The organism is Alkalihalophilus pseudofirmus OF4 (genome assembly GCF_000005825.2).
GTDB lineage: Bacteria > Bacillota > Bacilli > Bacillales > Bacillaceae_D > Alkalihalophilus > Alkalihalophilus pseudofirmus.
Genome location: NC_013791.2, coordinates 343,884 through 365,968, shown reverse-complemented (window position 1 = coordinate 365,968; position 22,085 = coordinate 343,884). Strand labels below are relative to the sequence as shown.

The following is a 22,085-nucleotide window of genomic DNA, read 5'->3' as shown; positions in this document are numbered from 1 at the left end:
CCTTCAACAGCATAAAAAGACACATGATGGCTTCATGTGTCTCTACTCGTATCCTGCTTACTTATGCTCTTTTCGATCTGACGTGCGGCCAGAGTCATTTCCTTTAATATCAGCTACTTTTTGTTGATCCAGCTCCGTCATCGGCTCCTCTTCTGCCGGCTCTGGATTATAACCTTCTTCAGGATCCGTTAGATCAGATGGCGATTCACTCGTCCCATGCTCGCTAATATCTCTCCACGTGTCCTCACGATCATAAATCATTTCATTCTCTTCCTCTTCACGAGCCGCGATCGTTGGATTCATCACTTCTTCCTCTACCGGCCTTCTCGTTTCATCCTCTATATTCACATCCGCATGCTCGATCCGGCGTCTAGCTGTCGGGAGAGCTTCTAGCCGCTCAAAAGGAATCGGCTCTCCGCACACTTCACAAATTCCGTACGTCCCATCTTCAATGGCAGCAAGGGCTTGATTAATTTCCTCTAGTTCATCTTTGGAATGCTGATCAAGAGCTGCTTCTAATTCACGATCATGAAGCTCGGTTGCAAGATCACCAGGATGGTTGTCGTAGTTCGATAATTCTCCCGTATCCTCCCCCTGGTTTTCTAAGTCTGCCTCGCTCGTGTCATCTGATACTCGGTCTTCTATTTCCTTTTTCATCTGAAGCAGTTTATTTTCTAATGTTTGTAGCTGCTCATTCGTTAACATCGTATATACCTCCAAATTGGATTCCTATTTAGTCTTTACATAATCAATCTGTTAATAAGGTAATACACGTAATTAAGGAAAAGTAAACATCTTGAGAATGTAAAAAGGCATAAGGTTTGTAGATAAACCTCATGCCTTAACTGCTTATTTTTCTTCAACCGGTTCTTCTTCTTTAATTCGCTCAAGAGTCATTTTATAGCCGTCATTCCCATAGTTTAAACAGCGTTTCACCCTCGAAATCGTTGCCGTACTTGCACCTGTTTCCGTCTCAATTTTATGATATGTATACCCATTTCTAAGCATACGTGCTACTTCAAGACGCTGTGCAAGGGACTGAATTTCATTTATAGTACATAGATCATCAAAAAACTCATAACATTCATCAAGGTCTTTAAGCGACAAGATCGCATTGAACAATTGATCTAATTCTCTGCCTCTCAATTTATCAATCTGCATAGATCCACACACCTTTCACTAATTATAGGTTACACTCTCATCCATACCTGGTGAGGAGGGAACAATATTAATCCAAGTTAAGCCTGGCTTAAGTGGCATTTCATTTTCATTCTCGTCAACAGGAAGTATCTTACCGTCAATGTTTTTCCACATCACTTCATTCGCAATGCCGCTTTGTATAAGAAGACCTCGTCCGCCTTCGGTCAAATTAATTTCCCTGCGGCCTGCATCATCGACTACCCGGTGACCTGTTTCCACGATAAACAGATTTGCTGCTTCTAGAGGCTCGTCCGTTTTGTAATCAACAGTCTGCATCTCCCCGTTAAAGCGGTGATACATTCCTGTTGTCTCATCATAAGAGTATGTGACCTCATTACGATTTAAATAATTAATCACAACTTCAGAAGCCGCATTTCCTACTACCTGTATATCATCATTTGTATAAAAAGTAAGCGGAGTGACTTCAGCTTCCCACTCATACCCTTCCTGCTCAATACCCTTTTTTATGTTTTCAAATGTGATATAGGAATTATGTGGTGCACGGCGGTCACTTGAACGCTGAAACAAGCTCCCATCATATTGAAGCCCGCTTAAATAATCGGTTCTGCCAGCCCGAAGCTGCTGCTCGGCTCCTGGACTCCAACCGTGTGTCACAAAAGCTGCGTCATATCCATTAACGAGTTCAATATGATATTCTCTTGCACTTCTGACCGGCCCGACTTCTTCTGGCAGCGTGCTGTGGAAAATGGCCACAAAACGTGTCATTTCCCCCTCAGCTAACACCTCATACATGACATCCGCATCCACGAGGCCAGTTTGAGGTCTCGCTGCTGGGTGATTATTAATCATGACTGCGACCGGCCGGTTCTTTGCTTCATATTCGCTTTTCATTCCAGTTAGTGGATGAGTAAAAGGTAATTCTGCGGCATTCTCTTCTGACTCTTCCTCCATTGTTTCTGCATCTTGTTCTGTATTTGTTGGTTCACTCTCATCTGTCGAATCATTGCTGCATCCTGCGACTGTAAACATTGTAGCTGCAACCGCTATAATCATCCACCATTTCATTGAATGTCTACGCCCTTTACTAAATAATATAAACCATAAACTCTTTTATAGTTTAACGCATAATCGAAGGAAAGAGTACCGTTTTCTTATGAACATCATAAATCCCGCTTTGTGTGACACGTATATACGGGAGATGGGTGGATGAGAAGAACAGCAGGCTGTATATAGGGTCTTCATGTTTATATCCACGCTCACGAAGCATGCCTACAAACTCTTTTTCTTCTTTAATGACCTCATTCATATTTTTATTAGACAGCATACCGAATAAATTCAATGGGATTGAACCGATAACTTCTCCGTCTTCTACAAGCGCCATCCCTCCGCCTTGTTCTTTTAGTGCATTAAAGGCTCTAACCATATCCGAAATGTTTTTACCAATTAAGACGATGTCGCCAGTGTTTGAAAACGAGCTCGCAAAGCCTGAGATACGATTGGCAAATCCTTTTAGCATAGAAGTGATCAGCCACTTTCCATTCTTATCTAACATCACAAAGAAGCTTTCGTCGTGATCTTGGCTTAAGGTGCGGTCTGTGCATTCAATTGGAATTTGATAAGGCTTTAAAATAACAGCATTCACCATTTCAATTCCCATTGGCATCGAAAAGTGAAGATCATCTTCTTCTAATTCCCAATCAATTTTCAGAGGCTCAATTCCATAATCCTCCCATGGAAAAGACTCATATCCTTCGCATTGACGGCCATCTCTTACAACCCATTGACCTTTTGCAATGACTGAGGTTGGCTTAGGATCATTTATATCATTTAAAAAGTTCAGATGAGCCACTCGACCAGGAGCAATCATCCCTAACTTATGATCCAAGTTATAATATTTCGCCACATTATATGTTGCCATCGCATAGGCATCAATTGGTTCAATCCCTGCATCAAGGGCTATTTTAATCAAATGATCCATGACTCCGTCTTCATAAAACGTTGGTGTAGAACCATCTGTAGTCATAATGCAACGATCAAACACATCTACCCCAAGCTCTTGCATTTCTTTAAGCAGCTTCGGCAGATCCGGGCGGATAGATGAGTGTCTTAGAGACGTTGTATATCCTAAATTCAATCTTCTTACGACCTCTTCTCCTGTCATCGCTTCATGATCACAGGTCACACCAAGCAAGGCCATTTGAGATAATGTCTTCTCTGAAGCTCCAGGCAAATGCCCTTCAATCGGTTTTCTAAGTCTTGTGGTCTCCTGCATCCAATGAAGAGTGGCATCATCTCCGGTCAATACCTTCGGCCAAGAAGTCAACTCCCCGCCTTGGATGACTAAATGATGCTCAAGCCATGCTTTCATTTTGGAATTCGAGAACGCTTCCTCACTTTTTAATTCGGTCTGAGCATCATAGCGGCACCACCAATACATAGAGGTTGGAAGCTCATCAAGTGCCTCTATCAAAGAAAGCGCTTTCTTTTTTTCGAGATTTAAAAAGAACATCATGTTGTCATTAATCAAGGTTGTCGTTCCACGTGAAGCTGCATATTTTGCAAAGCTGTGGGGATTATAAAGTTGAAATGGATGAGCATGATGCTCGATATATCCAGGGACTATATATTGATCTGAACAGTCCACAATTTCTGTTCCATCTAATGTGTTAGGCAGATCGTCTCCAACATAGACAATACGATCCTGTGCAATCCATATATTTGCTTGTAACCATTTCTTTCTCGCATGGTTTAAGTAGGTTGCATTTTTTAGGACGAGCGAAGGCGCCTGCTCTCCTCTAACAACTTCGAGTTGTTGGCGTAAACGTTTTTTTGTCCAGCGATAAATTCGCTCCGTCATGTGAAATCACCCGTTTCCAAGTTCCTGTTTTTTGTAAATTATTCTGTTGCTCCTATCGTACCATACAATCACTCATTAACTCACTAAAGTTGTCAAATCTTTTTACATGTTTTTTTAACAAATTCGTGAACACGTTCACAAGAAAGGCAGTTGATGTAAAATGAAACCAAATATTGGACGAATTGATGCATTAATCCGAATTACAGCAGGCTTTACTGTCCTTGCTTACTCAATCGCAAAAATGGTACGAAAACCAAATCGCAATCGCTCACTCCTAGCTGCCATGTTAGGCGGCATGAAGATCGCAGAAGGAATTACCCGCTTCTGCCCGCTTGTCTATTTAGCCAAAAGCGAACTATTGGACCACAACCACCACCAAAGCCACGACGACGAACACCACCAAGACGGCAGAGTAATGAACCCGTCATAGGAACGAAAAGCTAAGGTGACTGCACTGGCGCTTCGTCTAAAAAAACAAAAACCGTATAAGTCTAGAACTTATACGGTTTATCATCACTGGAGGTGACAACATGTTCAATATTCAAGAATATGCAACAGATTCACTTTTTATTTATATTTTACTGATAGGAAGTATTGTTGCATTTTTATATGTGTTTATGAAGAAGAAACGCGTGAAATAGCTTTATGGCCTATATCAGTTCGATAAAACAGCCCATCACTCTGGATATGCTTAATGGTCTCATAAACCGTTTCTTTAGCCGTGCTTAGTGTTTTCGCTTTTGAAGCGACTAATAAGACGCGGCCGCCGTTTGTTACCCAGTTATCATCTACATGCTTTGTTCCGGCGTGAAAAACAAATGCTTTGTCGTCTTTTAATGTGTCGAGTCCGTTGATGACCGAGCCCTTCTCATAAGACACCGGATAGCCTTTACTCGCCATCACCACTCCAATGACTGCATCATCTGACCAGCTAAGTTCTGGCTTTTCCCCGTTTAACAGCGTTAGCATGACCTGCTCTAAATCAGATTCTAACCGCGGCAGCACCACTTGTGTTTCTGGGTCGCCAAAGCGCGCGTTAAATTCAATTACTTTAGGACCTGCTGTCGTCATCATTAACCCCGCATATAAGATACCTGTAAATGGATGACCTTCCTTAATCATCGCAGCTGCAGTCGGTTTTAAGATTGTCTCGACCGCTTCTTTTATTTGCTCTTCACCAAACTGAGGTACAGGTGAATAAGCTCCCATGCCGCCAGTATTCGGACCCTCGTCATTGTCAAATGCCCTCTTATGATCTTGAGCAGCAACCATCGGTACGACAATGTCTCCGTTCACAAACGCCATTAACGAAAGCTCTTCGCCTTCTAAGTATTCTTCAATGACAACCGAGGCACCAGCTTCACCAAAGGCATCATCATTAAGCATAGAATGAAGGGCAGCGACCGCTTCCTCTTCAGTCATCGCTACAACTACACCCTTACCCGCAGCCAATCCGTCAGCTTTAATAACTATAGGAGCTCCCTTTTCTTTTACGTATTGGACAGCTGAATTGTAGTCTGTAAATGTGTCATACGCTCCTGTTGGGATAGTGTATTTCTGCATGATTTGTTTTGCAAACGATTTACTTCCTTCAAGACGCGCTGCTGCTTTTGTCGGGCCGAATGCTTTTAAGCCAGCTGCAGAAAATGCATCCACCACACCTGCCAAAAGAGGCACCTCTGGTCCAACAACAGTCAGCTCGACTTCATTTTCTTTCGCAAACTGGATAAGCCCTGCGTGATCTGTCTCACTGATTGGAACAGTTACTGCCACATCTTTCATCCCATCATTTCCAGGAGCCACGAATACTTGATCCACTTGCTTACTCTGATTTAATTTCCAAGCAATTGTATGTTCACGTCCGCCGCTTCCGATAACAAGCACATTCATCCAAGACGCCTCCTCTTAATGTTTGAAATGACGTACTCCTGTAAATACCATCGCAATATCATAACGATCAGCCATATCAATTGATTCCTGATCACGGATTGATCCGCCAGGCTGAATGATCGCACGTACGCCAGCTTTTGCTGCTGCTTCTACTGTATCACCCATTGGGAAGAAAGCATCTGAACCCATAACCGCGCCTTCCATACGCTCACTTGCTTGCTCAAGTGCAATCGCAGCTGCTCCCACACGATTCATTTGACCAGCTCCAACACCTACAGTCATTTGATCATTTGCTAGAACAATTGCGTTTGATTTCACATGCTTCACGACTTTCCAAGCAAGTTTCAATGCACTCCACTCTTCTTCAGTAGGTTCACGTTTTGTCGGTACAGAGATATCCGCTTCATCAAAACTGAAAGTATCCTCATCTTGAACAAGTAGCCCACCGTGAATCGATGTTAAGCTTGCTTCTTTCCCTTCGGCTTTTGTTGTATCCACTGTTAAAAGGCGAAGGTTTTTCTTTTCTTTTAATACTTCAAGTGCTTCTTCAGTAAATGCAGGCGCAATAATAATCTCTAAGAAGATTTCTTTCATTTTAAGCGCTGTTTGTTTGTCTACCTCTTTATTAAGTGCAATTATCCCGCCAAAGATTGAAACTGGATCTGCTTCATAAGCCTTATCATATGCTTGTTCAATTGTCTCACCAGTACCTACACCACATGGGTTCATATGTTTAACAGCTACACAAGCAGGCTCTGTAAATTCTTTCACAATCGCAAGAGCCGCGTTGGCATCATTAATATTATTGTAAGAGAGCTCTTTTCCGTGTAATTGAACGGCTGTGGCAATTGATCCTTTTTTTGCAAGCGGCTTTTTATAAAATGTTGCTTTTTGATGAGGGTTTTCACCATAGCGCAGGCTTTGTTTTTTCTCATATGTAACTGTTAAAGTTTCCGGACTTCCTTCTCCCGCTGCTTCCGTCAAATATTCTGCGATGACAGCATCATAAGAAGCTGTATGACGAAATACTTTTGCAGCTAGGCGGCGGCGTGTTTCAGCAGTCACACCACTTTTTAGTTCAGCTAGAACTGTGTCATAATCTTGCGGGTCTACAACAACCGTCACATGCTTATGGTTTTTAGCTGCCGCACGAAGCATGCTCGGGCCGCCGATATCAATATTTTCAATCGCGTCTTCAAATGTTGAACCTGGTTTTGCGATCGTTTGTTGAAAAGGATAAAGGTTCACAACAACCACATCAATCGGTGTAATATTATGTTCTTCAAGCTGCGCTTTATGATCCTCTTTATCACGCATCGCAAGCAATCCACCATGGATATTTGGGTGAAGGGTTTTAACGCGGCCTTCTAAGATTTCAGGAAATCCTGTCACATCTTGAATCCCTGTTACAGGAATGCCTGCCTCTTGAATTGCTTTTTTCGTTCCACCTGTAGAAACAACTTCAAATCCCTCTTTCACTAAACCTTCTACAAAAGGGATAATGCCTTCTTTGTTTGATACACTGACTAATGCTCTTCTCTTCATTTGCTCATAACTCCTTCCAGCTCTACAGACTCTGCCCACTCCCTTAGTGTCGCAGGATAAAGCCTATGTTCTACTGCTTGTATCTTTGTTGTTAATGTTTCTATTGTATCATCTTGATCAACCAGCACCTTTTCTTGAGCAATAATCGGACCGGTATCCATTCCTGAATCGACAAGATGAATCGTCACACCAGTCTCCCTTACACCAGCATTCATCGCTTGGCCGATCGCATCAAGACCAGGGAATTGCGGTAATAAAGATGGATGGATATTCACGATTCTCCCCTCAAATGCCTGAAGCAGCGTTGGTCCTATCAAGCGCATATAACCGGCTAACGCAATAAGCTGTACGTTTTTCTCTTTTAACTTCTGGACCAACTCGGACTCGTAGCTTTCTTTATTTTTGAAATCAGATGGCTTAAAACTGAACGTGTCGATCCCTGCATTTTTTGCTCGTGTTAATGCAAAGGCATTCGGCTTATCACTCACAACAAGCACCACTTCACATTCGAGCACGCCGCTTTTTGCTTGATCAATAATCGCTTGTGCATTTGTCCCGTTTCCAGAAGCAAAAACAGCTATCCGCCTCATCAATCAAGGCCTCCGATCGTAACTCCAGCACCGCTTGTCACTCTTCCGATAATGAATGCTTTTTCACCTTGTGCTTCAAGGGTACGAATCACATTGGTATGGTCTTTTTCAGGAACGACCGCAATCATGCCAATCCCCATATTAAACGCACTAAACATATCCTTTTTTGATAGACTGCCGTACTCTTCAAGCAGTGAGAAAACAGGGTGGATCGGCCAAGAACCAAAATCAATTTCAACACCGCAGCCATCAGGAAGCATACGCGGAATATTTTCGTAAAAACCGCCTCCGGTTACATGGGCCAGACCGTGAACAGAGTAAGTACGAAGCACTTCTAATAAAGGTTTCACGTAAATTCTCGTTGGTGTAAGCAATTCTTCTCCTAACGTGCCATCAAGTCCAGGAAGAGTGTCATGTAACGAAAGCTTGTTGTCCTCTAGAAATACTTTTCGGACTAAAGAAAAGCCATTGCTGTGGAGACCGTTTGATGAAAGCCCAATCACAATATCGCCTGGAGTAATTTCTTCCCCTGTAAGCAAATCGCTCTTCTCAACCGCACCGACTGAAAAGCCCGCTACATCATATTCTTCTGCACTATACATGCCCGGCATTTCAGCTGTTTCTCCGCCAATCAAGGCACAGCCTGCTTGCTCACAGCCATCAGCCACCCCTTTTACAATCGCCTCAATCCGAACGGGATCAGCCTTTCCTACAGCTAAATAATCAAGGAAATACAATGGCTCAGCCCCTTGAACTACGATATCATTCACACACATCGCAACCGCATCGACACCGATCGTATCGTGCTTATCCATCATAAAGGCAAGCATCAGCTTCGTTCCTACCCCGTCTGTTCCTGATACTAATACGGGCTCTTTCATTTTTAAGCTTGAAAGGTCGAACATGCCTCCAAAACCGCCTAATCCCCCCATGACTCCTGGGCGATTTGTACGATTAACATGCTGGCCCATACGACGAACGGCTTCATATCCTGCTTCAATGTCTACTCCGGCTTGCTTATATGCTTCTGACATCCTTGGTTCCTCCCCTTTATTCCAATAAATCGATTGTTATACTTTTGCATGTGGATGAAGTGTATCCGCATAGATCTCTGTTGGGTACTGTCCTGTAAAGCATGCTAAACACTGCCCACAATTAGGTTCTAGACTGTCACGGCCAATGCCTTCCATAAGTCCTTCTGTTGATAAGAAAGCTAATGTATCTGCACCCATCATGTCTCTCATTTCTTCAATGGAATGATTCGATGCAATCAGCTCTTCTGTAGTGGATGTATCGATTCCGTAAAAGCACGGGTTCTTTATAGGCGGTGAACTGATACGTACATGAACTTCTTTTGCCCCCGCTTCACGAAGCATCCGTACTATTCGTCTGCTCGTTGTTCCGCGTACAATCGAATCATCAATCATTACCACGCGCTTCCCTTCTACTACACCGCGCACGGCTGACAGCTTCATTTTCACTCCTTGCTCACGAAGCTCTTGTGAAGGCTGGATAAACGTCCTTCCGACATAACGGTTTTTAATTAATCCAAGCTCATACGGGATGCCGGTCTGCTCTGCATAGCCAATCGCTGCTGAAATACTAGAATCCGGTACTCCTGTCACAACATCCGCTTCAATAGGTGCTTCATATGCCAGCTGCTTTCCGAGATTCTTTCTTGCGGTATGAACATTCACCCCATCGACATTACTGTCAGGACGAGCAAAATAAACATATTCCATACTGCAGATAGCTCTTGGCTGCGAGCTGACAAAACGCTCAGAACGTAAGCCATTATCATCAATAATAACAAGCTCACCCGGCTGCACATCCCGCTCGTACTCAGCTCCAATAATATCAAATGCACAAGTCTCACTTGCTACCACATAAGCATCTCCAAGGCGTCCAATAGAGAGCGGACGCAAGCCATTCGGGTCAAGAGCGACCATTAGTTGAGTCTCATTCATGACCGCAAACGCATAGGCTCCTTTTAACATACTTAGAGCATTTTTCAGTTGATCCTCTAGTGTGTAGTACCCGCTGCGTTTAATTAAGTGAGCTAACACTTCTGTATCAGAAGTCGATTGAAAGATACTGCCTTGCCCTTCTAGCTGATGCTTCAGATTGTTGGCATTCACTAGATTACCGTTATGAGCAAGCGCTAAACTCCCGCGCTGAGAGCGGAATAGGAGCGGCTGCACATTGGCAAAGCCGCCTCCGCCTGCTGTAGCGTAACGAACGTGGCCAATCGCTCCTTTTCCGTGCAGCAATGTTAGGTCCTCTGGTCTGAATACTTCATTTACAAGTCCCATTCCTTTATGAACGGAGAGCTGTTCACCGTCTGTGACGACGATGCCAGCTCCTTCTTGTCCTCTATGCTGTAAGCTGTGCAGCCCATAATACGTAATTTGAGCAGCATCCTTATGACCCCAGACAGCGAATACACCACATTCTTCATTTAAGCCTTTGATTTCAGCAAACATGGAATGGCTCCCTTCCAAGCCTTAGTCATTTCATCTACTGATACATTCAGTACCGTCTTCTCATCAGCTGATTTTACAACAAGCGATGGATCATTTGTGACTTGACCAATTAAGGTCGCTTTTACTACTTGCTCAAATTGAGCTTGGTGCTCCGGCTTCACTGAAACGATAAATCTAGATTGAGATTCAGCAAACAGCTGTGAGATAATCTCCCCATTTAATGCTGCATCTGCCCCAAGTTCTGTTCCAATTAAGCTCTCTGCAAGTGCTACTCCCACGCCGCCTTCTGCTACATCATGAGCAGAGGCAACAAGCCCTGATTTGATTGCTGTTAATAACATGTGTTGATGAGCTTTCTCCACTTCAAGATCAAGTGTAGGCGCCTTGCCTGAGATCGAGCCGTTCAGCATTTTTTGAAGCTCACTGCCTCCAAATTCAGCCTTTGTATCACCAATGAGATAGATGAAGTCTCCTGCTTCTTTAAATGTTTGAGTCGTGATATGATCTACATCTTCAATAAGTCCCACCATGCCGATTACCGGTGTTGGGTAAACAGCAACGCCGTTCGTTTCATTGTAAAGCGAGACATTTCCGCCGATAACAGGTGTTTCAAGAATACGACAAGCCTCGCTCATGCCGTCAGTTGATTTCTCTAACTGCCAGAAGATCTCTGGTTTATCAGGACTTCCGTAATTTAAACCGTCTGTTAAGCCAAGCGGTGTCGCACCAGAACAAACGATATTACGAGCAGCTTCAGCAATCGCGATTTGACCGCCTACTTCTGGGTCTAAATATAAGTAACGTGAATTACAATCAGTTGTCATGGCAAGTGCCTTGCGTGTTCCACGGATACGAACAACTGCCGCATCAGAACCCGGAGTGACAACCGTATTTGTCTGAACCATGTGATCGTATTGGTCATACACCCACTCTTTACTTGCGATCGTTGGCTGCGCAAGCAATTGGATCAATGTTTCTTTTGGATCGTCAATTTCCGGTGTCCATGCCTCTTGTTTTTGGAACTCCTCGTAGTAAGCAGGTACCTTCGATGGCTTGTGATAAACCGGTGCTTCTTCTGCCAGCGCATCAACAGGAACATCTGCTACAATGTCTCCGTTGTGAAGAAGGCGAAGACGTTTATCATCAGTTACAACTCCAACTTCAGCTGATAGTAAGCCCCAACGATCGACGATTTCTTTAATCTCTTGTTCGCGGCCTTTTTTGACAACGATCAGCATACGCTCCTGCGATTCTGAGAGCATCATCTCATATGGCGTCATCCCTTTTTCACGCTGAGGGATGAGGTCTAGGTTCATCTCAATACCTGAGCCCGCTTTACTTGCCATCTCTGCTGAAGATGACGTTAATCCAGCTGCACCCATATCTTGAATCCCTACAAGGGCGTCTGATTGGATCAGCTCAAGGCATGCTTCAAGCAATAACTTCTCCATAAATGGGTCGCCAACTTGAACGGCTGGACGCTTTTCATCCGAATCCTCACTAAGCTCTTCAGAGGCAAATGTTGCCCCGTGAATTCCATCACGCCCCGTGCTTGCTCCAACATACATCACCGTATTGCCGACACCTTTTGCCTGACCCTTTTGAATATCCTTATGGTCAATTAAACCGACACACATGGCGTTTACTAGCGGATTTCCTTCATAACAAGGATCAAATTGAACTTCGCCGCCAACAGTCGGTACACCGATACAGTTACCATAGCCAGCAATCCCAGCTACAACTTCTTCAAATAAGTAACGAACTTTTGGTGATGTCAACTCACCAAAACGCAGTGAATTTAATAACGAAATTGGACGAGCTCCCATTGAAAATACATCACGGAGAATACCGCCTACACCTGTAGCTGCTCCTTGATAAGGCTCAATCGCTGAAGGATGATTATGGCTCTCGATTTTAAATACGACAGCTTGTGAGTCACCAATATCAATAATCCCCGCTCCTTCTCCAGGACCTTGAAGAACCTTCTCTCCCTCAGTCGGGAATTTGCGAAGCAGCACTTTTGAATTTTTGTAGCTACAGTGTTCAGACCACATGACGGAAAATAAGCCTGTCTCCGTATAATTTGGTGTGCGTCCTAAAATGGATTCTGCCAGCTCAAATTCCGCATCTGTCAGACCCATTTCCAAGTAGAGTTTCTCTTCTTTTACACTTTCTGCTGTAGGCTCAAGTAGTAGCGACATGAGTTTCCCTCCAATTTCGTACAATTGATTGAAATAATGCTAATCCATCGTCACTTCCAAGCAATGCTTCCACTGCACGCTCAGGGTGCGGCATCATCCCTAAAACATTTCCTGCTTCGTTCATAATTCCAGCAATCTGATGACGTGAACCGTTGATATTGTCTTTGTAACGGAAAATAATCTGTCCGTTCTTTTCAAGTTCGTTAAATGTTGCATCATCACATTCATAGTTTCCTTCGCCATGCGCGACTGGGATCGTAATTTCCTGACCCTTTTCATAGCCTGCTGTAAACATCGTTTTTTCATTTTCAACCGTTAAGACAGCTGGTCTGCAAATGAACTTTAATCCCTCGTTACGCTTCATCGCTCCAGGAAGAAGACCTGCTTCTAGTAAAATTTGAAATCCGTTGCATACACCTAACACTGGCTTTCCTTCTTTAGCAGCCTCAATGACAGCTTTCATAATAGGAGCAAAGCGTGCAATCGCACCTGAGCGTAAGTAGTCGCCGTGTGAGAACCCTCCCGGAAGCAAGATGCCGTCAAATCCCTGAAGAGAGGTTGCATGATGCCATACGTACTCTGCTTCAGCTCCTAGAGCATCAGAGATGGCATGATACATATCAGCATCACAGTTTGAGCCAGGAAAAACGATTACTGCAAATTTCATGACGGGACAACCTCCTCGATTTCATAGCGGTAGTCTTCGATCACTGTATTAGCAAGCAGTTTCTCACACATCTCTTCGATTCTAGCTTCAATATTTTCGGTCTCATTTACAGCAAGCTCTAAGTATTTACCAATACGTACATCTTCTACTTCTTTGTAATCCATTGTGTGCAGAGCACTTTTCACTGCTACTCCTTGAGGGTCTAGTACACTTTCTCTTAACGTTACATACACTTTTACTTTGTACATGTTGGGCCTCCTAGTCGAGTTAAAATTTCTTGATAACCAGCTTGTAAGTTTCCTAGATTACGTCTGAATAAATCTTTATCAAAACGCTCGTTTGTTTCCATATCCCAAAGACGGCATGTATCCGGTGAAATTTCATCTGCTAAAAGAAGTTCACCGCTCTCGGTCCGGCCAAATTCAAGTTTGAAATCAATTAATTTAATATCAATTGTGGCAAAAAGCTTTTGCAGGTGCTCGTTTACTTTACGCGCCATTGATTTTAACTGGTCTACCTCTTCAGGAGTTGCAGCTCTGAGTATCGCAATATGATCTTCTGTAATAAGAGGGTCGCCTAATGCGTCGTCTTTATAATAGAATTCCACAACAGGACGCGCGAGTTTCAATCCTTCTTCTAGCCCTAAGCGCTTTGCCATACTTCCAGCTACCTGATTTCTCACAACCACTTCAAGTGGAACAATATCTACTTTTCTCACTAACTGATCCGTTTCTGAAAGTCTTTCAACAAAATGAGTTTCAAGCCCCTCTGCCTCTAAATTCTTAAAGATGAGAGATGTGATTTCATTATTCAGCCTTGCTTTACCCTCAAGCTGAGCTTTCTTTTCTCCATTAAAGGCAGTCGCGTCATCTTTATAAGAAACCCACAAAATACTCTCGTTATCTGTACGATATATTTTCTTCGCTTTACCCTCGTATAACAGTTCACGTTTTTCCATACTCCACCCTCACATTCAGAATATTGGCAATATTATTTGTGGAAGAGGAGCGCTGTTCACTCCTCTATTTTATTTAATTCGCTTCTAGTCCTAGACGCTTGAAGATTGTATCCACATGCTGCAAGTGATAGTTGTAGTCGAAGCAATCATCAATCTCTTCTTTAGAGAGGACGGCAGTAATTGCTTCTTCAGCTTCCACTAGTTCACGGAATTGAATCCCCTTCTCCCAAGCTTCCATCGTCTTCGGCTGAACAAGATCGTATGCTTCCTCACGAGCCATTCCTTTATCAATCAGAGATAATAATACACGCTGTGAGTAAATTAAGCCGTACGTACGAGTCATATTGCGTTTCATATTTTCAGGGAATACCGTTAAGTTTTTCACGATATTTCCGAAACGATTTAACATGTAGTTAAGCGCAATTGTTGCATCTGGAAGAATGATACGCTCAGCTGAAGAGTGAGAAATATCACGCTCATGCCATAATGGAACATTCTCGTAAGCTGTCAGCATATGACCGCGGATCACACGTGCAAGTCCTGTCATATTCTCAGAGCCGATTGGGTTACGCTTATGCGGCATAGCCGATGATCCTTTTTGTCCTTTAGCAAAGAACTCTTCCACTTCACGCGTTTCACTCTTTTGCAGACCGCGGATCTCTACAGCGAACTTCTCAATTGATGTAGCGATAAGAGCAATCGATGCCATGTATTCTGCATGACGATCACGCTGCAATGTCTGCGTAGAAATTGGAGCTGCATTAAGTCCAAGATTCTCACAAACAAGCTCCTCTACACGAGGGTCGATATTAGCATAGGTTCCAACAGCACCTGAAAGTTTACCGAAACGAACTCCTTCTGCTGCATGCTTAAAGCGCTCGATGTTGCGTTTCATTTCCTCATACCAAAGGCCAAGCTTCAAGCCAAATGTCGTCGGCTCAGCGTGAACACCGTGCGTACGTCCCATCATTACAGTGTACTTATGTTCAATCGCTTTATCTTTAATGATGGCTAAGAAACGCTCTAAGTCAGCCAGTAAGATCTCATTTGCTTGTTTAAGCAGATAAGATAAAGCGGTATCAACCACATCTGTAGACGTTAGTCCGTAATGCACCCACTTGCGCTCTTCTCCCAATGTTTCTGAAACGGCACGAGTGAAGGCCACTACATCATGTCTTGTTTCTGCTTCGATTTCGTGGATACGCGCTACATCGAAGCTTGCGTTCTCACGAATTTTAGCCACATCTTCTTTAGGAATTTCGCCAAGCTCTGCCCATGCTTCACATGCTACGATCTCTACTTCTAACCATGCTTTGTAACGATTTTCTTCTGTCCAAATGGCACCCATTTCAGGACGTGTATAACGTTCGATCATCTAACCATCCTCCAACTTTATAAGTAAAATACCTTACTCATTCTAGCACATTCGCTTCACTCTTCGCTTGAGCTTTTCAAGTGCATCTTCCACCGTGTCACCCATCGCCGTGATATGGCCCATTTTCCGGTTTTCTTTTGCTTCTTTCTTGCCGTATAGATGAAGTTTCGCCTCACTTAAATAATCAAGTTCGCTTATCACTTCCTCTAGATGCTGACCTAAGATGTTCTCCATCACGGTCGCCCCTAAAAGATGCGTTGATCCGAGCGGCAGTCCGCAAATCGCTCTAATATGCTGCTCAAACTGAGAAGTAAAGCAGCCTTCTATCGTGTAATGACCTGAGTTATGAGGTCTAGGTGCCAGCTCATTTACAATCACTTCACCCTCATTAGTCACAAACATCTCAATAGCTAGTATGCCCGTTAAACTGAGTCCGTCTGCAATCGTCTCTGCAATCTCTCGGGCTTTCTTCAGCCACTCCGTTTCCACTCTCGCTGGCACGATTGATTGGTGAAGAATACTGTTGACATGAATGTTTTCACTTACCGGGAATGTCTTCACTTCCCCTAGAGTCGAGCGCGTGACAATAATGGAAATCTCACATTTAAAAGGGATAAACCCTTCAAGAACCAGCTCTCCTGATTCTAACAGTCGCTTGGCTTCCTTGAGTAATTCAGCTTCATCATGCACAACCGCCTGCCCTTTTCCGTCATATCCGCCACGACACGTCTTCAGCACGGCTGGAAATCCAATATCTTTAGCTGCAGCTTGGCAGTCATTTAGATTCTTTATTGACTGATACGGGGCAACCTCTACACCAAGTGACGATACTGAATCTTTTTCACGAATTCGATGCTGTGTTGTTTGAAGCAGTTTAAATCCTTGCGGGAAATATGCTTCTTCTGTCAAAAGAGCTGCTGTTTCGGCATCAATATTTTCAAATTCATAGGTGATTACATCTGAGACGGCCGCAAGTTCTCTCGCAGCTTCTTTATCGTCATACCTTGCTTGAATAAGTACATCGGCTAACCCTTCACATGGTGAGGATGATGCAGGCTCGAGCACCGCTGTTTTGTAACCCATTTGTTTCGCTGCTATACAAAGCATTCTGCCGAGCTGGCCGCCGCCAATAATTCCAATCGTTGAACCTGGTCGAATCACTTTGCTCATAGCGTCTCACTGCTTTCTAAGACTGCTTGTTTTGTTGCTTCACGTTTATCTATTAATCTAGATTGAACCTCTCTATCAGTTGAACCTAAAATTTGTGCTGCAAGAAGACCGGCATTTTTCGCACCGGCAGCCCCGATGGCTACAGTGGCAACAGGAACTCCGCCAGGCATTTGTACAATTGAGAGGAGAGAATCCATCCCTTTAAGAGATTTTGATTCAACAGGCACTCCTATCACCGGCAGTACCGTTTTAGCGGCTACCATGCCAGGCAGATGCGCTGCTCCTCCTGCCCCTGCAATAATGACTTCTAGCCCTCGCTCGATTGCCGACTCAGCATATTCAAACATTAAGTCAGGTGTACGATGGGCAGAAACAACTTTTTTCTGGTATGGAACCTTAAGCTCATCTAAGATCTCACATGCATGTTTCATCGTTTCCCAATCCGATGTGCTCCCCATAATAACTCCCACAACTGGCTTCATCATGTTCTCCCCTTTGTTGCGTTTTCTATCGCACTTTACTCATAAAAAAAGCGCAGAATTAGCTATCTTTGTCTACTGAGAGAAAGGAAGCTAATTCCACGCTTTCATGACACTTCAATAAACCTATCCAATGAAGTGACACTTTCCCTCATAGTCCAACGATTTACGGTCATTGGGTAGAGACTTTCGGGCCTTATTCCCGTGATTATATGAGGTGATATTCTGTTTTCTCGTTTATTCATCTTCATCTTACAAGCAGATACACGATCTGTCAACAAAAAGTCGAACGATGATAAAAAGTCAGACTATTATTGTTCGCCTTCTACCAATTTCCCTTCAAATACGATCTTCTGTCTAACAGGAATATATTCAACCTGCCGCCCCTTCTTCTTCTCTTCAAATACAGGTTCTTCCATCCGGCGAACGGGTTGATAGCCTTCTTTTTGCATACGTTCTAAGCAGTTTCCGATTGATTCATTTTCGCCGACTTCAAACTTCATTTTTTTCTTTTTAGCCACGATTGCTACCTCCGTATTCCTTTAACCCAGAATCCTCCAAAAAATGCTTTTGGTTCGTGTGAAATAATAAAAGCCTTCGGGTCGAGCTCTTTCACCGTTTGATAGAGATTTTGCTCTGACCGTCTCGAGGTTAGTATCTCCATCATCAAACGCTCTCCTTCTCGTCCGTAAGCGACCCAATTTGTCACACCATACCCTTTATCTCTTAGAGCATTGGGGATGTCTGGTTCATATTCTTTTGTGATTACATTTACAGTGATATATCCGAGTGCCAGCTTCTCTTCTACCTTCATACCAATTATAACACCTATCCCATAGCCTAAAGCATAGGCAATCAAATTTTGAGGCTGATCAAGATTATCAAGCACTAAGCTAAGTCCAATCACGTAGACCAGAATTTCGATTACGCTGACACCTGCTGCTAAATACCTCTGTCCTTTTAAAGTGAATATCATTCTAACTGTAAATAACGTAACATACACCACATTAATAATTAAGATGGTCAAGACCATAATAAGCGCATGTTCCATCAGAAATGCAGCCATTTCCTACCCCTCCTCACCCTTTAGTTCATATTAGGTGTAATCGTACCACGACAATTCTACTGAATGATATAGGTGATTTGGTTGAATCATCGTTTCTTTTATCTCTTTTCCTCGAATAAAAAAAAGGCCAGCTCAGCCGGCCTTTACTCGTCATAACTTGGGATGAATCGTCCTTTTTCTTTAAACACTTCCTCATAATCAGTCGCTTCTTTTAACGCTCGTTCCTCTTCTTTAATTCTCACTCTTAAGATGACTGCATTTAAAAGTGAGAAGACGATTGCGGTCCAGTATGCTTGAAAGATCAGCGGCAGAGCAAAGAGCTCCAGCGTAACAATGACATAATTAGGGTGACGCATAAAACGATACGGTCCTTTTGCAACTACTTTTACGCCTGGTAAGATCATGATACGTGTATTCCAAAAGCGTCCAAGAGTGGACAATGCCCATACACGCCCTATTTGCGCAATCAAAAATACAACGAGAGGGATGAGTGACCACTTTACTCCTCCCGCTTGCACAGAAGACACTTCTATAAGCAGTGCGACAAAAAAGAACGCATGCAAGGCAACAATATATTTATAATGTTCCCCGCCAGCCTCATAACCGCCTTGGTTTTTCATCCATTTTGCATTTTGATTCGCAATGACGACTTCAACCAAGCGCTGAATGATGACAAATCCGATAAAAATATATACCAATTCCACTAATGAACACCCTCCCATTGAAGTAAAACTAACTCTGAACAAAAGCCAGGACCAAGGGCCGCCATCAGCCCGTAAGATCCTGGTGCCATTTCTTTTTTCATAAATTCCTCAAGCACATATAAGACCGTAGGAGATGACATATTCCCATGCTTCTTTAATACTTCTCTTGAAACAGCCGTCATGGACTCCGGAATAGAAAGGGTTTCTTCATACGCTTCTAATACTTTTTTGCCGCCAGGGTGAGCCACAAACGCATCAACTTGTCCGTATTCTAATTTATTTTGCGTTAGAAATTGATCCACATTAGGCTTAAGCCATTTTTTAATAATAGATGGAATATCGCGTGAGAAGATCACATGCAGCCCCGTATCTCTCACATCCCAGCCCATCACTTCTTCAGAGTCAGGCATAAGCGTACTCATGGTTTCCCGTATAACCGGTCGAACAGATTTTGCACATTTATTTATCATAGAAGAATGATCACCCGAAACTAAGGCACAGGCAATGCCATCTGCAAATAACGATGTTCCGACAAGGTTGCTTTTAGAGCGGTCATTACGTTGAAACGTTAAACTGCACAGTTCTATACAGACAACAAGTACATTGGATTCTGGATAAGCTCTGCAGTATTCATACGCACGGCTGATTCCAGCCGCTCCGCCGGCACAACCTAATCCCCAAATAGGGATTCTCTTCGTATGAGCAGAAAAAGGAAGTACATTCATAATCCTTGCATCAATACTTGGTGTGGCCATACCAGAACTAGACACAAGAATAATTGCTTCAATGTCTTCTACATCCACATCTTCTTTTAGAAACAGCCGATTACTTAAACATTTCTTAATCCCTTCTGCCCCGTATTTAGTCGCCAGTTCAATATAGAGATCATTCTTCTCCTTAAGAGAATGATCTTCCTTGAACCAATCCATCGGCACAGCAAACTGTCTTTCATCAATCTGCCCGTTTGAAAATACAGTCAGCAGCCTCTCGATATCTTGAAAGCTCTCACCAAACAGCTCCCTTGCAAACTCTGTAGTCGTATCTTGATTTAATGCGTTGGGCGGAGAATACGTACTAATTGACATAATTGAAGGCATGATAACCACCTACCCTATTGTTGTGGGTTTATTTTGCCCTGAACAATCATTTCCATTCATTTACTCTTATGTAAAATAAAAAAGAACTCTTTCATAGGAAAGAATTCTCTAGATCTCATTTCGTTTTTTTGTAAATACCTCAACCCATTCAGAAGCTAACTCCTTAACTTCCAGCATTTTTGTCAGGTCTTCTTTGGTTGCAGCAGAATTATTTCTGCACCTATTCACTTCCATCACGGTTGGATTATGAGAATACGATTCAATGCGTTTAAGATCATCCTCCACTGAAGCATGCCCTTCTTTTAACACTCTAAAATAAAACCCGCTGTACCCCGTTTCCTTCACCCATAACGGCATTTTGGGCTGCTGGTGCTTAATACCGAGTTTATAGCATGGATGTCTCGGCTGGCTAATTTGCACAACAGCCGTTCCAAGCTCAAATACATCGCCTATTTGTACCTCTTCTTCTAACCATCCATATAAAGTGATATTCTCACCAAATGCCGAATGTCCGGCCGGCTGACCTAGCCTTTCTTCCCAAAAAGGGTAGCGATCGTAGGAATATGCACATATTGCTTTATCTACGCCCCCGTGGTTAACCAAGTCTGATTGCGTATCACCCTTGATTCCTAACGCATGGATTTCAACTCTTTGGTCAGTGGGTTCCTTAAAAATACTTGTCTTTATTAGCTGCTTCCCATGTGCCACTTCCCTAGGCTGGCCAATATGTATCGCATGAATGGTTGTTGACATCTGACTCCCCCCCTCTCAAATATATGCTTATATAGAGTTGATGAATGTTAATGCCTCTTCTATTTCCTGTTTGGACACGTCATAATGTGTCGTAAACCGTACTACAGAAGGACCAAACGATACAGCTTTTACACCTGCATCAGACAGTTTCTCGATAAACTCATTTGAAGTCAGCTTTTTACCAGACACATCTACTAAAACAATATTAGTATCTACGGTATTCACAACCTCCAAGCCATTCACTGACCCGATTCCCTCTGCTAGAATCTTTGCATGGTGATGATCTTCACTTAAACGGTCAACCATTTCACTTAACGCAATAAGTCCTGGAGCAGCTATCGTTCCAACCTGCCTTAATCCGCCCCCGAGCCTCTTTCTCCACTTTCTTGCGCTCGTTATAAATTCTTTCGGTCCAGCAATGATCGAACCAATCGGCGCCCCTAGGCCTTTAGATAAACAAACTTGAACCGTATCCGTATATTGGGTGAACTCTTTCAAGGAGCAATTACTTGCTACAGCCGCATTAAATAGTCTTGCCCCGTCTAAGTGAACAGGCACAGCATGAGCTGTTGCCACCTCAAAAATAGCTTTCATATTTTCTGCGGAGACAATAGCACCCCCAGCGCGATTATGAGTGTTCTCTACACAAATCAATCCTGTTTCTGGTTCGTGAATATCATTTCCTCGAATGGCAAGCTCAATTTGACGAGGGTCCATTTCCCCTTTGTTACCGGGGATTGTTCTTGTTTGTACACCAGCAAAAGCAGAAATTGCCCCTCCCTCATAATAAAAAATATGAGAATCTTGCTCGAGCAAAACTTCATTTCCGCTTCGACAGTGGGTTAATACAGCAATTTGATTCCCTTGAGTACCACTCGTCACAAACAAAGCATCCTCTTTGCCTAACATTTGGCTAGCAAGCTCTTCTAGCCTTCTTACCGTAGGATCTTCCTTGTACACATCATCGCCCACTTCTGCCCGGTACATCGCCTCTCGCATCGCAGCAGTTGGTTTAGTCACTGTATCACTTCTTAAGTCAATCATACCCACACTCTCCCATCAAACAAAAAACCTCTATATCTAGAGGCT

Annotated in this window: 24 protein-coding genes and 1 riboswitch; of the genes, 2 read left to right on the top strand and 22 right to left on the bottom strand. The window is 43.3% G+C overall.

Going from position 1 to position 22,085, the window contains the following annotated elements; all coding sequences use genetic code 11:
* Nucleotides 1-57: 57 nt before the first annotated feature.
* The 4 genes from BPOF4_RS01935 to BPOF4_RS01920 form a co-directional block, all read right to left on the bottom strand.
* Nucleotides 58-705 carry a TraR/DksA C4-type zinc finger protein gene (locus BPOF4_RS01935; protein WP_012957367.1) on the bottom strand — a complete coding sequence of 216 codons (648 nt, stop codon included), beginning with the start codon at nucleotides 703-705 and terminating at the stop codon, nucleotides 58-60.
* A 144-nt stretch (nucleotides 706-849) separates the two neighbouring features.
* Complete coding sequence (locus tag BPOF4_RS01930) at nucleotides 850-1,161, bottom strand: YerC/YecD family TrpR-related protein (protein WP_012957366.1); 312 nt, start codon at nucleotides 1,159-1,161, stop codon at nucleotides 850-852.
* Between the two features lie 18 nt (nucleotides 1,162-1,179).
* Nucleotides 1,180-2,226, bottom strand: coding sequence for a DUF3048 domain-containing protein (locus BPOF4_RS01925; protein ID WP_012957365.1), 1,047 nt, complete (start codon nucleotides 2,224-2,226; stop codon nucleotides 1,180-1,182).
* 52 nt (nucleotides 2,227-2,278) lie between these two features.
* The gene (locus tag BPOF4_RS01920; RefSeq protein ID WP_012957364.1) at nucleotides 2,279-4,018 is read right to left on the bottom strand and encodes an adenine deaminase C-terminal domain-containing protein; all 1,740 of its coding nucleotides are present in this window, start codon (nucleotides 4,016-4,018) and stop codon (nucleotides 2,279-2,281) included.
* A 160-nt stretch (nucleotides 4,019-4,178) separates the two neighbouring features.
* Here BPOF4_RS01920 and BPOF4_RS01915 point away from each other — a divergent pair, with 160 nt between their 5' ends.
* Together BPOF4_RS01915 and BPOF4_RS22880 are read left to right on the top strand one after the other, a co-directional pair.
* The gene (locus tag BPOF4_RS01915; RefSeq protein ID WP_012957363.1) at nucleotides 4,179-4,448 is read left to right on the top strand and encodes a YgaP family membrane protein; all 270 of its coding nucleotides are present in this window, start codon (nucleotides 4,179-4,181) and stop codon (nucleotides 4,446-4,448) included.
* A 100-nt stretch (nucleotides 4,449-4,548) separates the two neighbouring features.
* Nucleotides 4,549-4,659, top strand: coding sequence for an EYxxD motif small membrane protein (locus BPOF4_RS22880; RefSeq protein WP_012957362.1), 111 nt, complete (start codon nucleotides 4,549-4,551; stop codon nucleotides 4,657-4,659).
* Here BPOF4_RS22880 and purD read toward each other — a convergent pair.
* The 18 genes from purD to BPOF4_RS01825 all read right to left on the bottom strand — a co-directional run bounded on the left by purD (nucleotide 4,634) and on the right by BPOF4_RS01825 (nucleotide 22,040).
* A complete protein-coding gene (gene purD, locus BPOF4_RS01910) occupies nucleotides 4,634-5,908 on the bottom strand; it encodes a phosphoribosylamine--glycine ligase (RefSeq protein WP_012957361.1) in 1,275 nt (424 codons plus the stop codon). The two genes, BPOF4_RS22880 and purD, sit on opposite strands and share 26 nt — an antisense overlap.
* Nucleotides 5,909-5,923: 15 nt before the next feature.
* Nucleotides 5,924-7,453, bottom strand: a complete 1,530-nt coding sequence (purH, locus tag BPOF4_RS01905) for a bifunctional phosphoribosylaminoimidazolecarboxamide formyltransferase/IMP cyclohydrolase (protein ID WP_012957360.1) — start codon at nucleotides 7,451-7,453, stop codon at nucleotides 5,924-5,926.
* On the bottom strand, nucleotides 7,450-8,043 hold the full coding sequence (gene purN, locus BPOF4_RS01900) for a phosphoribosylglycinamide formyltransferase (protein WP_012957359.1): 594 nt from the start codon (nucleotides 8,041-8,043) through the stop codon (nucleotides 7,450-7,452). The genes purH and purN overlap by 4 nt, the downstream gene beginning before the upstream one ends.
* On the bottom strand, nucleotides 8,043-9,077 hold the full coding sequence (gene purM / locus BPOF4_RS01895) for a phosphoribosylformylglycinamidine cyclo-ligase (RefSeq protein ID WP_012957358.1): 1,035 nt from the start codon (nucleotides 9,075-9,077) through the stop codon (nucleotides 8,043-8,045). The genes purN and purM overlap by 1 nt, the downstream gene beginning before the upstream one ends.
* Before the next feature lie 36 nt (nucleotides 9,078-9,113).
* Entirely contained in the window at nucleotides 9,114-10,526 is a 1,413-nt protein-coding gene (gene purF / locus BPOF4_RS01890; RefSeq protein WP_012957357.1) for an amidophosphoribosyltransferase, read from the bottom strand.
* Nucleotides 10,502-12,727, bottom strand: a complete 2,226-nt coding sequence (purL, locus tag BPOF4_RS01885; protein WP_012957356.1) for a phosphoribosylformylglycinamidine synthase subunit PurL — start codon at nucleotides 12,725-12,727, stop codon at nucleotides 10,502-10,504. The genes purF and purL overlap by 25 nt, the downstream gene beginning before the upstream one ends.
* Nucleotides 12,711-13,394, bottom strand: coding sequence for a phosphoribosylformylglycinamidine synthase subunit PurQ (gene purQ / locus BPOF4_RS01880; RefSeq protein ID WP_012957355.1), 684 nt, complete (start codon nucleotides 13,392-13,394; stop codon nucleotides 12,711-12,713). The genes purL and purQ overlap by 17 nt, the downstream gene beginning before the upstream one ends.
* Nucleotides 13,391-13,642 (bottom strand): phosphoribosylformylglycinamidine synthase subunit PurS, encoded by a 252-nt coding sequence (gene purS / locus BPOF4_RS01875; protein ID WP_012957354.1) that lies wholly within the window; start codon nucleotides 13,640-13,642, stop codon nucleotides 13,391-13,393. Before purS ends, purQ begins: the two co-directional genes overlap by 4 nt.
* Complete coding sequence (gene purC, locus BPOF4_RS01870; RefSeq protein ID WP_012957353.1) at nucleotides 13,630-14,352, bottom strand: phosphoribosylaminoimidazolesuccinocarboxamide synthase; 723 nt, start codon at nucleotides 14,350-14,352, stop codon at nucleotides 13,630-13,632. The genes purS and purC overlap by 13 nt, the downstream gene beginning before the upstream one ends.
* A 73-nt stretch (nucleotides 14,353-14,425) precedes the next feature.
* A complete protein-coding gene (gene purB / locus BPOF4_RS01865) occupies nucleotides 14,426-15,727 on the bottom strand; it encodes an adenylosuccinate lyase (RefSeq protein WP_012957352.1) in 1,302 nt (433 codons plus the stop codon).
* 42 nt (nucleotides 15,728-15,769) lie between these two features.
* Entirely contained in the window at nucleotides 15,770-16,897 is a 1,128-nt protein-coding gene (gene purK / locus BPOF4_RS01860; RefSeq protein WP_012957351.1) for a 5-(carboxyamino)imidazole ribonucleotide synthase, read from the bottom strand.
* Nucleotides 16,894-17,379, bottom strand: coding sequence for a 5-(carboxyamino)imidazole ribonucleotide mutase (purE, locus tag BPOF4_RS01855; protein WP_012957350.1), 486 nt, complete (start codon nucleotides 17,377-17,379; stop codon nucleotides 16,894-16,896). Before purE ends, purK begins: the two co-directional genes overlap by 4 nt.
* Before the next feature lie 131 nt (nucleotides 17,380-17,510).
* Nucleotides 17,511-17,612: riboswitch (purine riboswitch) on the bottom strand.
* Between the two features lie 75 nt (nucleotides 17,613-17,687).
* A complete protein-coding gene (locus tag BPOF4_RS01850) occupies nucleotides 17,688-17,879 on the bottom strand; it encodes an NETI motif-containing protein (RefSeq protein ID WP_012957349.1) in 192 nt (63 codons plus the stop codon).
* Nucleotides 17,880-17,902: 23 nt separating this feature from the next.
* Entirely contained in the window at nucleotides 17,903-18,442 is a 540-nt protein-coding gene (locus BPOF4_RS01845) for a DUF2179 domain-containing protein (RefSeq protein ID WP_175585174.1), read from the bottom strand.
* A gap of 143 nt (nucleotides 18,443-18,585) precedes the next feature.
* A complete protein-coding gene (locus BPOF4_RS01840; protein ID WP_012957347.1) occupies nucleotides 18,586-19,146 on the bottom strand; it encodes an isoprenylcysteine carboxyl methyltransferase family protein in 561 nt (186 codons plus the stop codon).
* Entirely contained in the window at nucleotides 19,146-20,243 is a 1,098-nt protein-coding gene (locus tag BPOF4_RS01835; protein ID WP_012957346.1) for a type III polyketide synthase, read from the bottom strand. Before BPOF4_RS01835 ends, BPOF4_RS01840 begins: the two co-directional genes overlap by 1 nt.
* A gap of 108 nt (nucleotides 20,244-20,351) precedes the next feature.
* Nucleotides 20,352-20,996, bottom strand: coding sequence for an MOSC domain-containing protein (locus BPOF4_RS01830; RefSeq protein WP_012957345.1), 645 nt, complete (start codon nucleotides 20,994-20,996; stop codon nucleotides 20,352-20,354).
* Between the two features lie 27 nt (nucleotides 20,997-21,023).
* On the bottom strand, nucleotides 21,024-22,040 hold the full coding sequence (locus BPOF4_RS01825; protein ID WP_012957344.1) for a threonine aldolase family protein: 1,017 nt from the start codon (nucleotides 22,038-22,040) through the stop codon (nucleotides 21,024-21,026).
* Nucleotides 22,041-22,085: the final 45 nt, after the last annotated feature.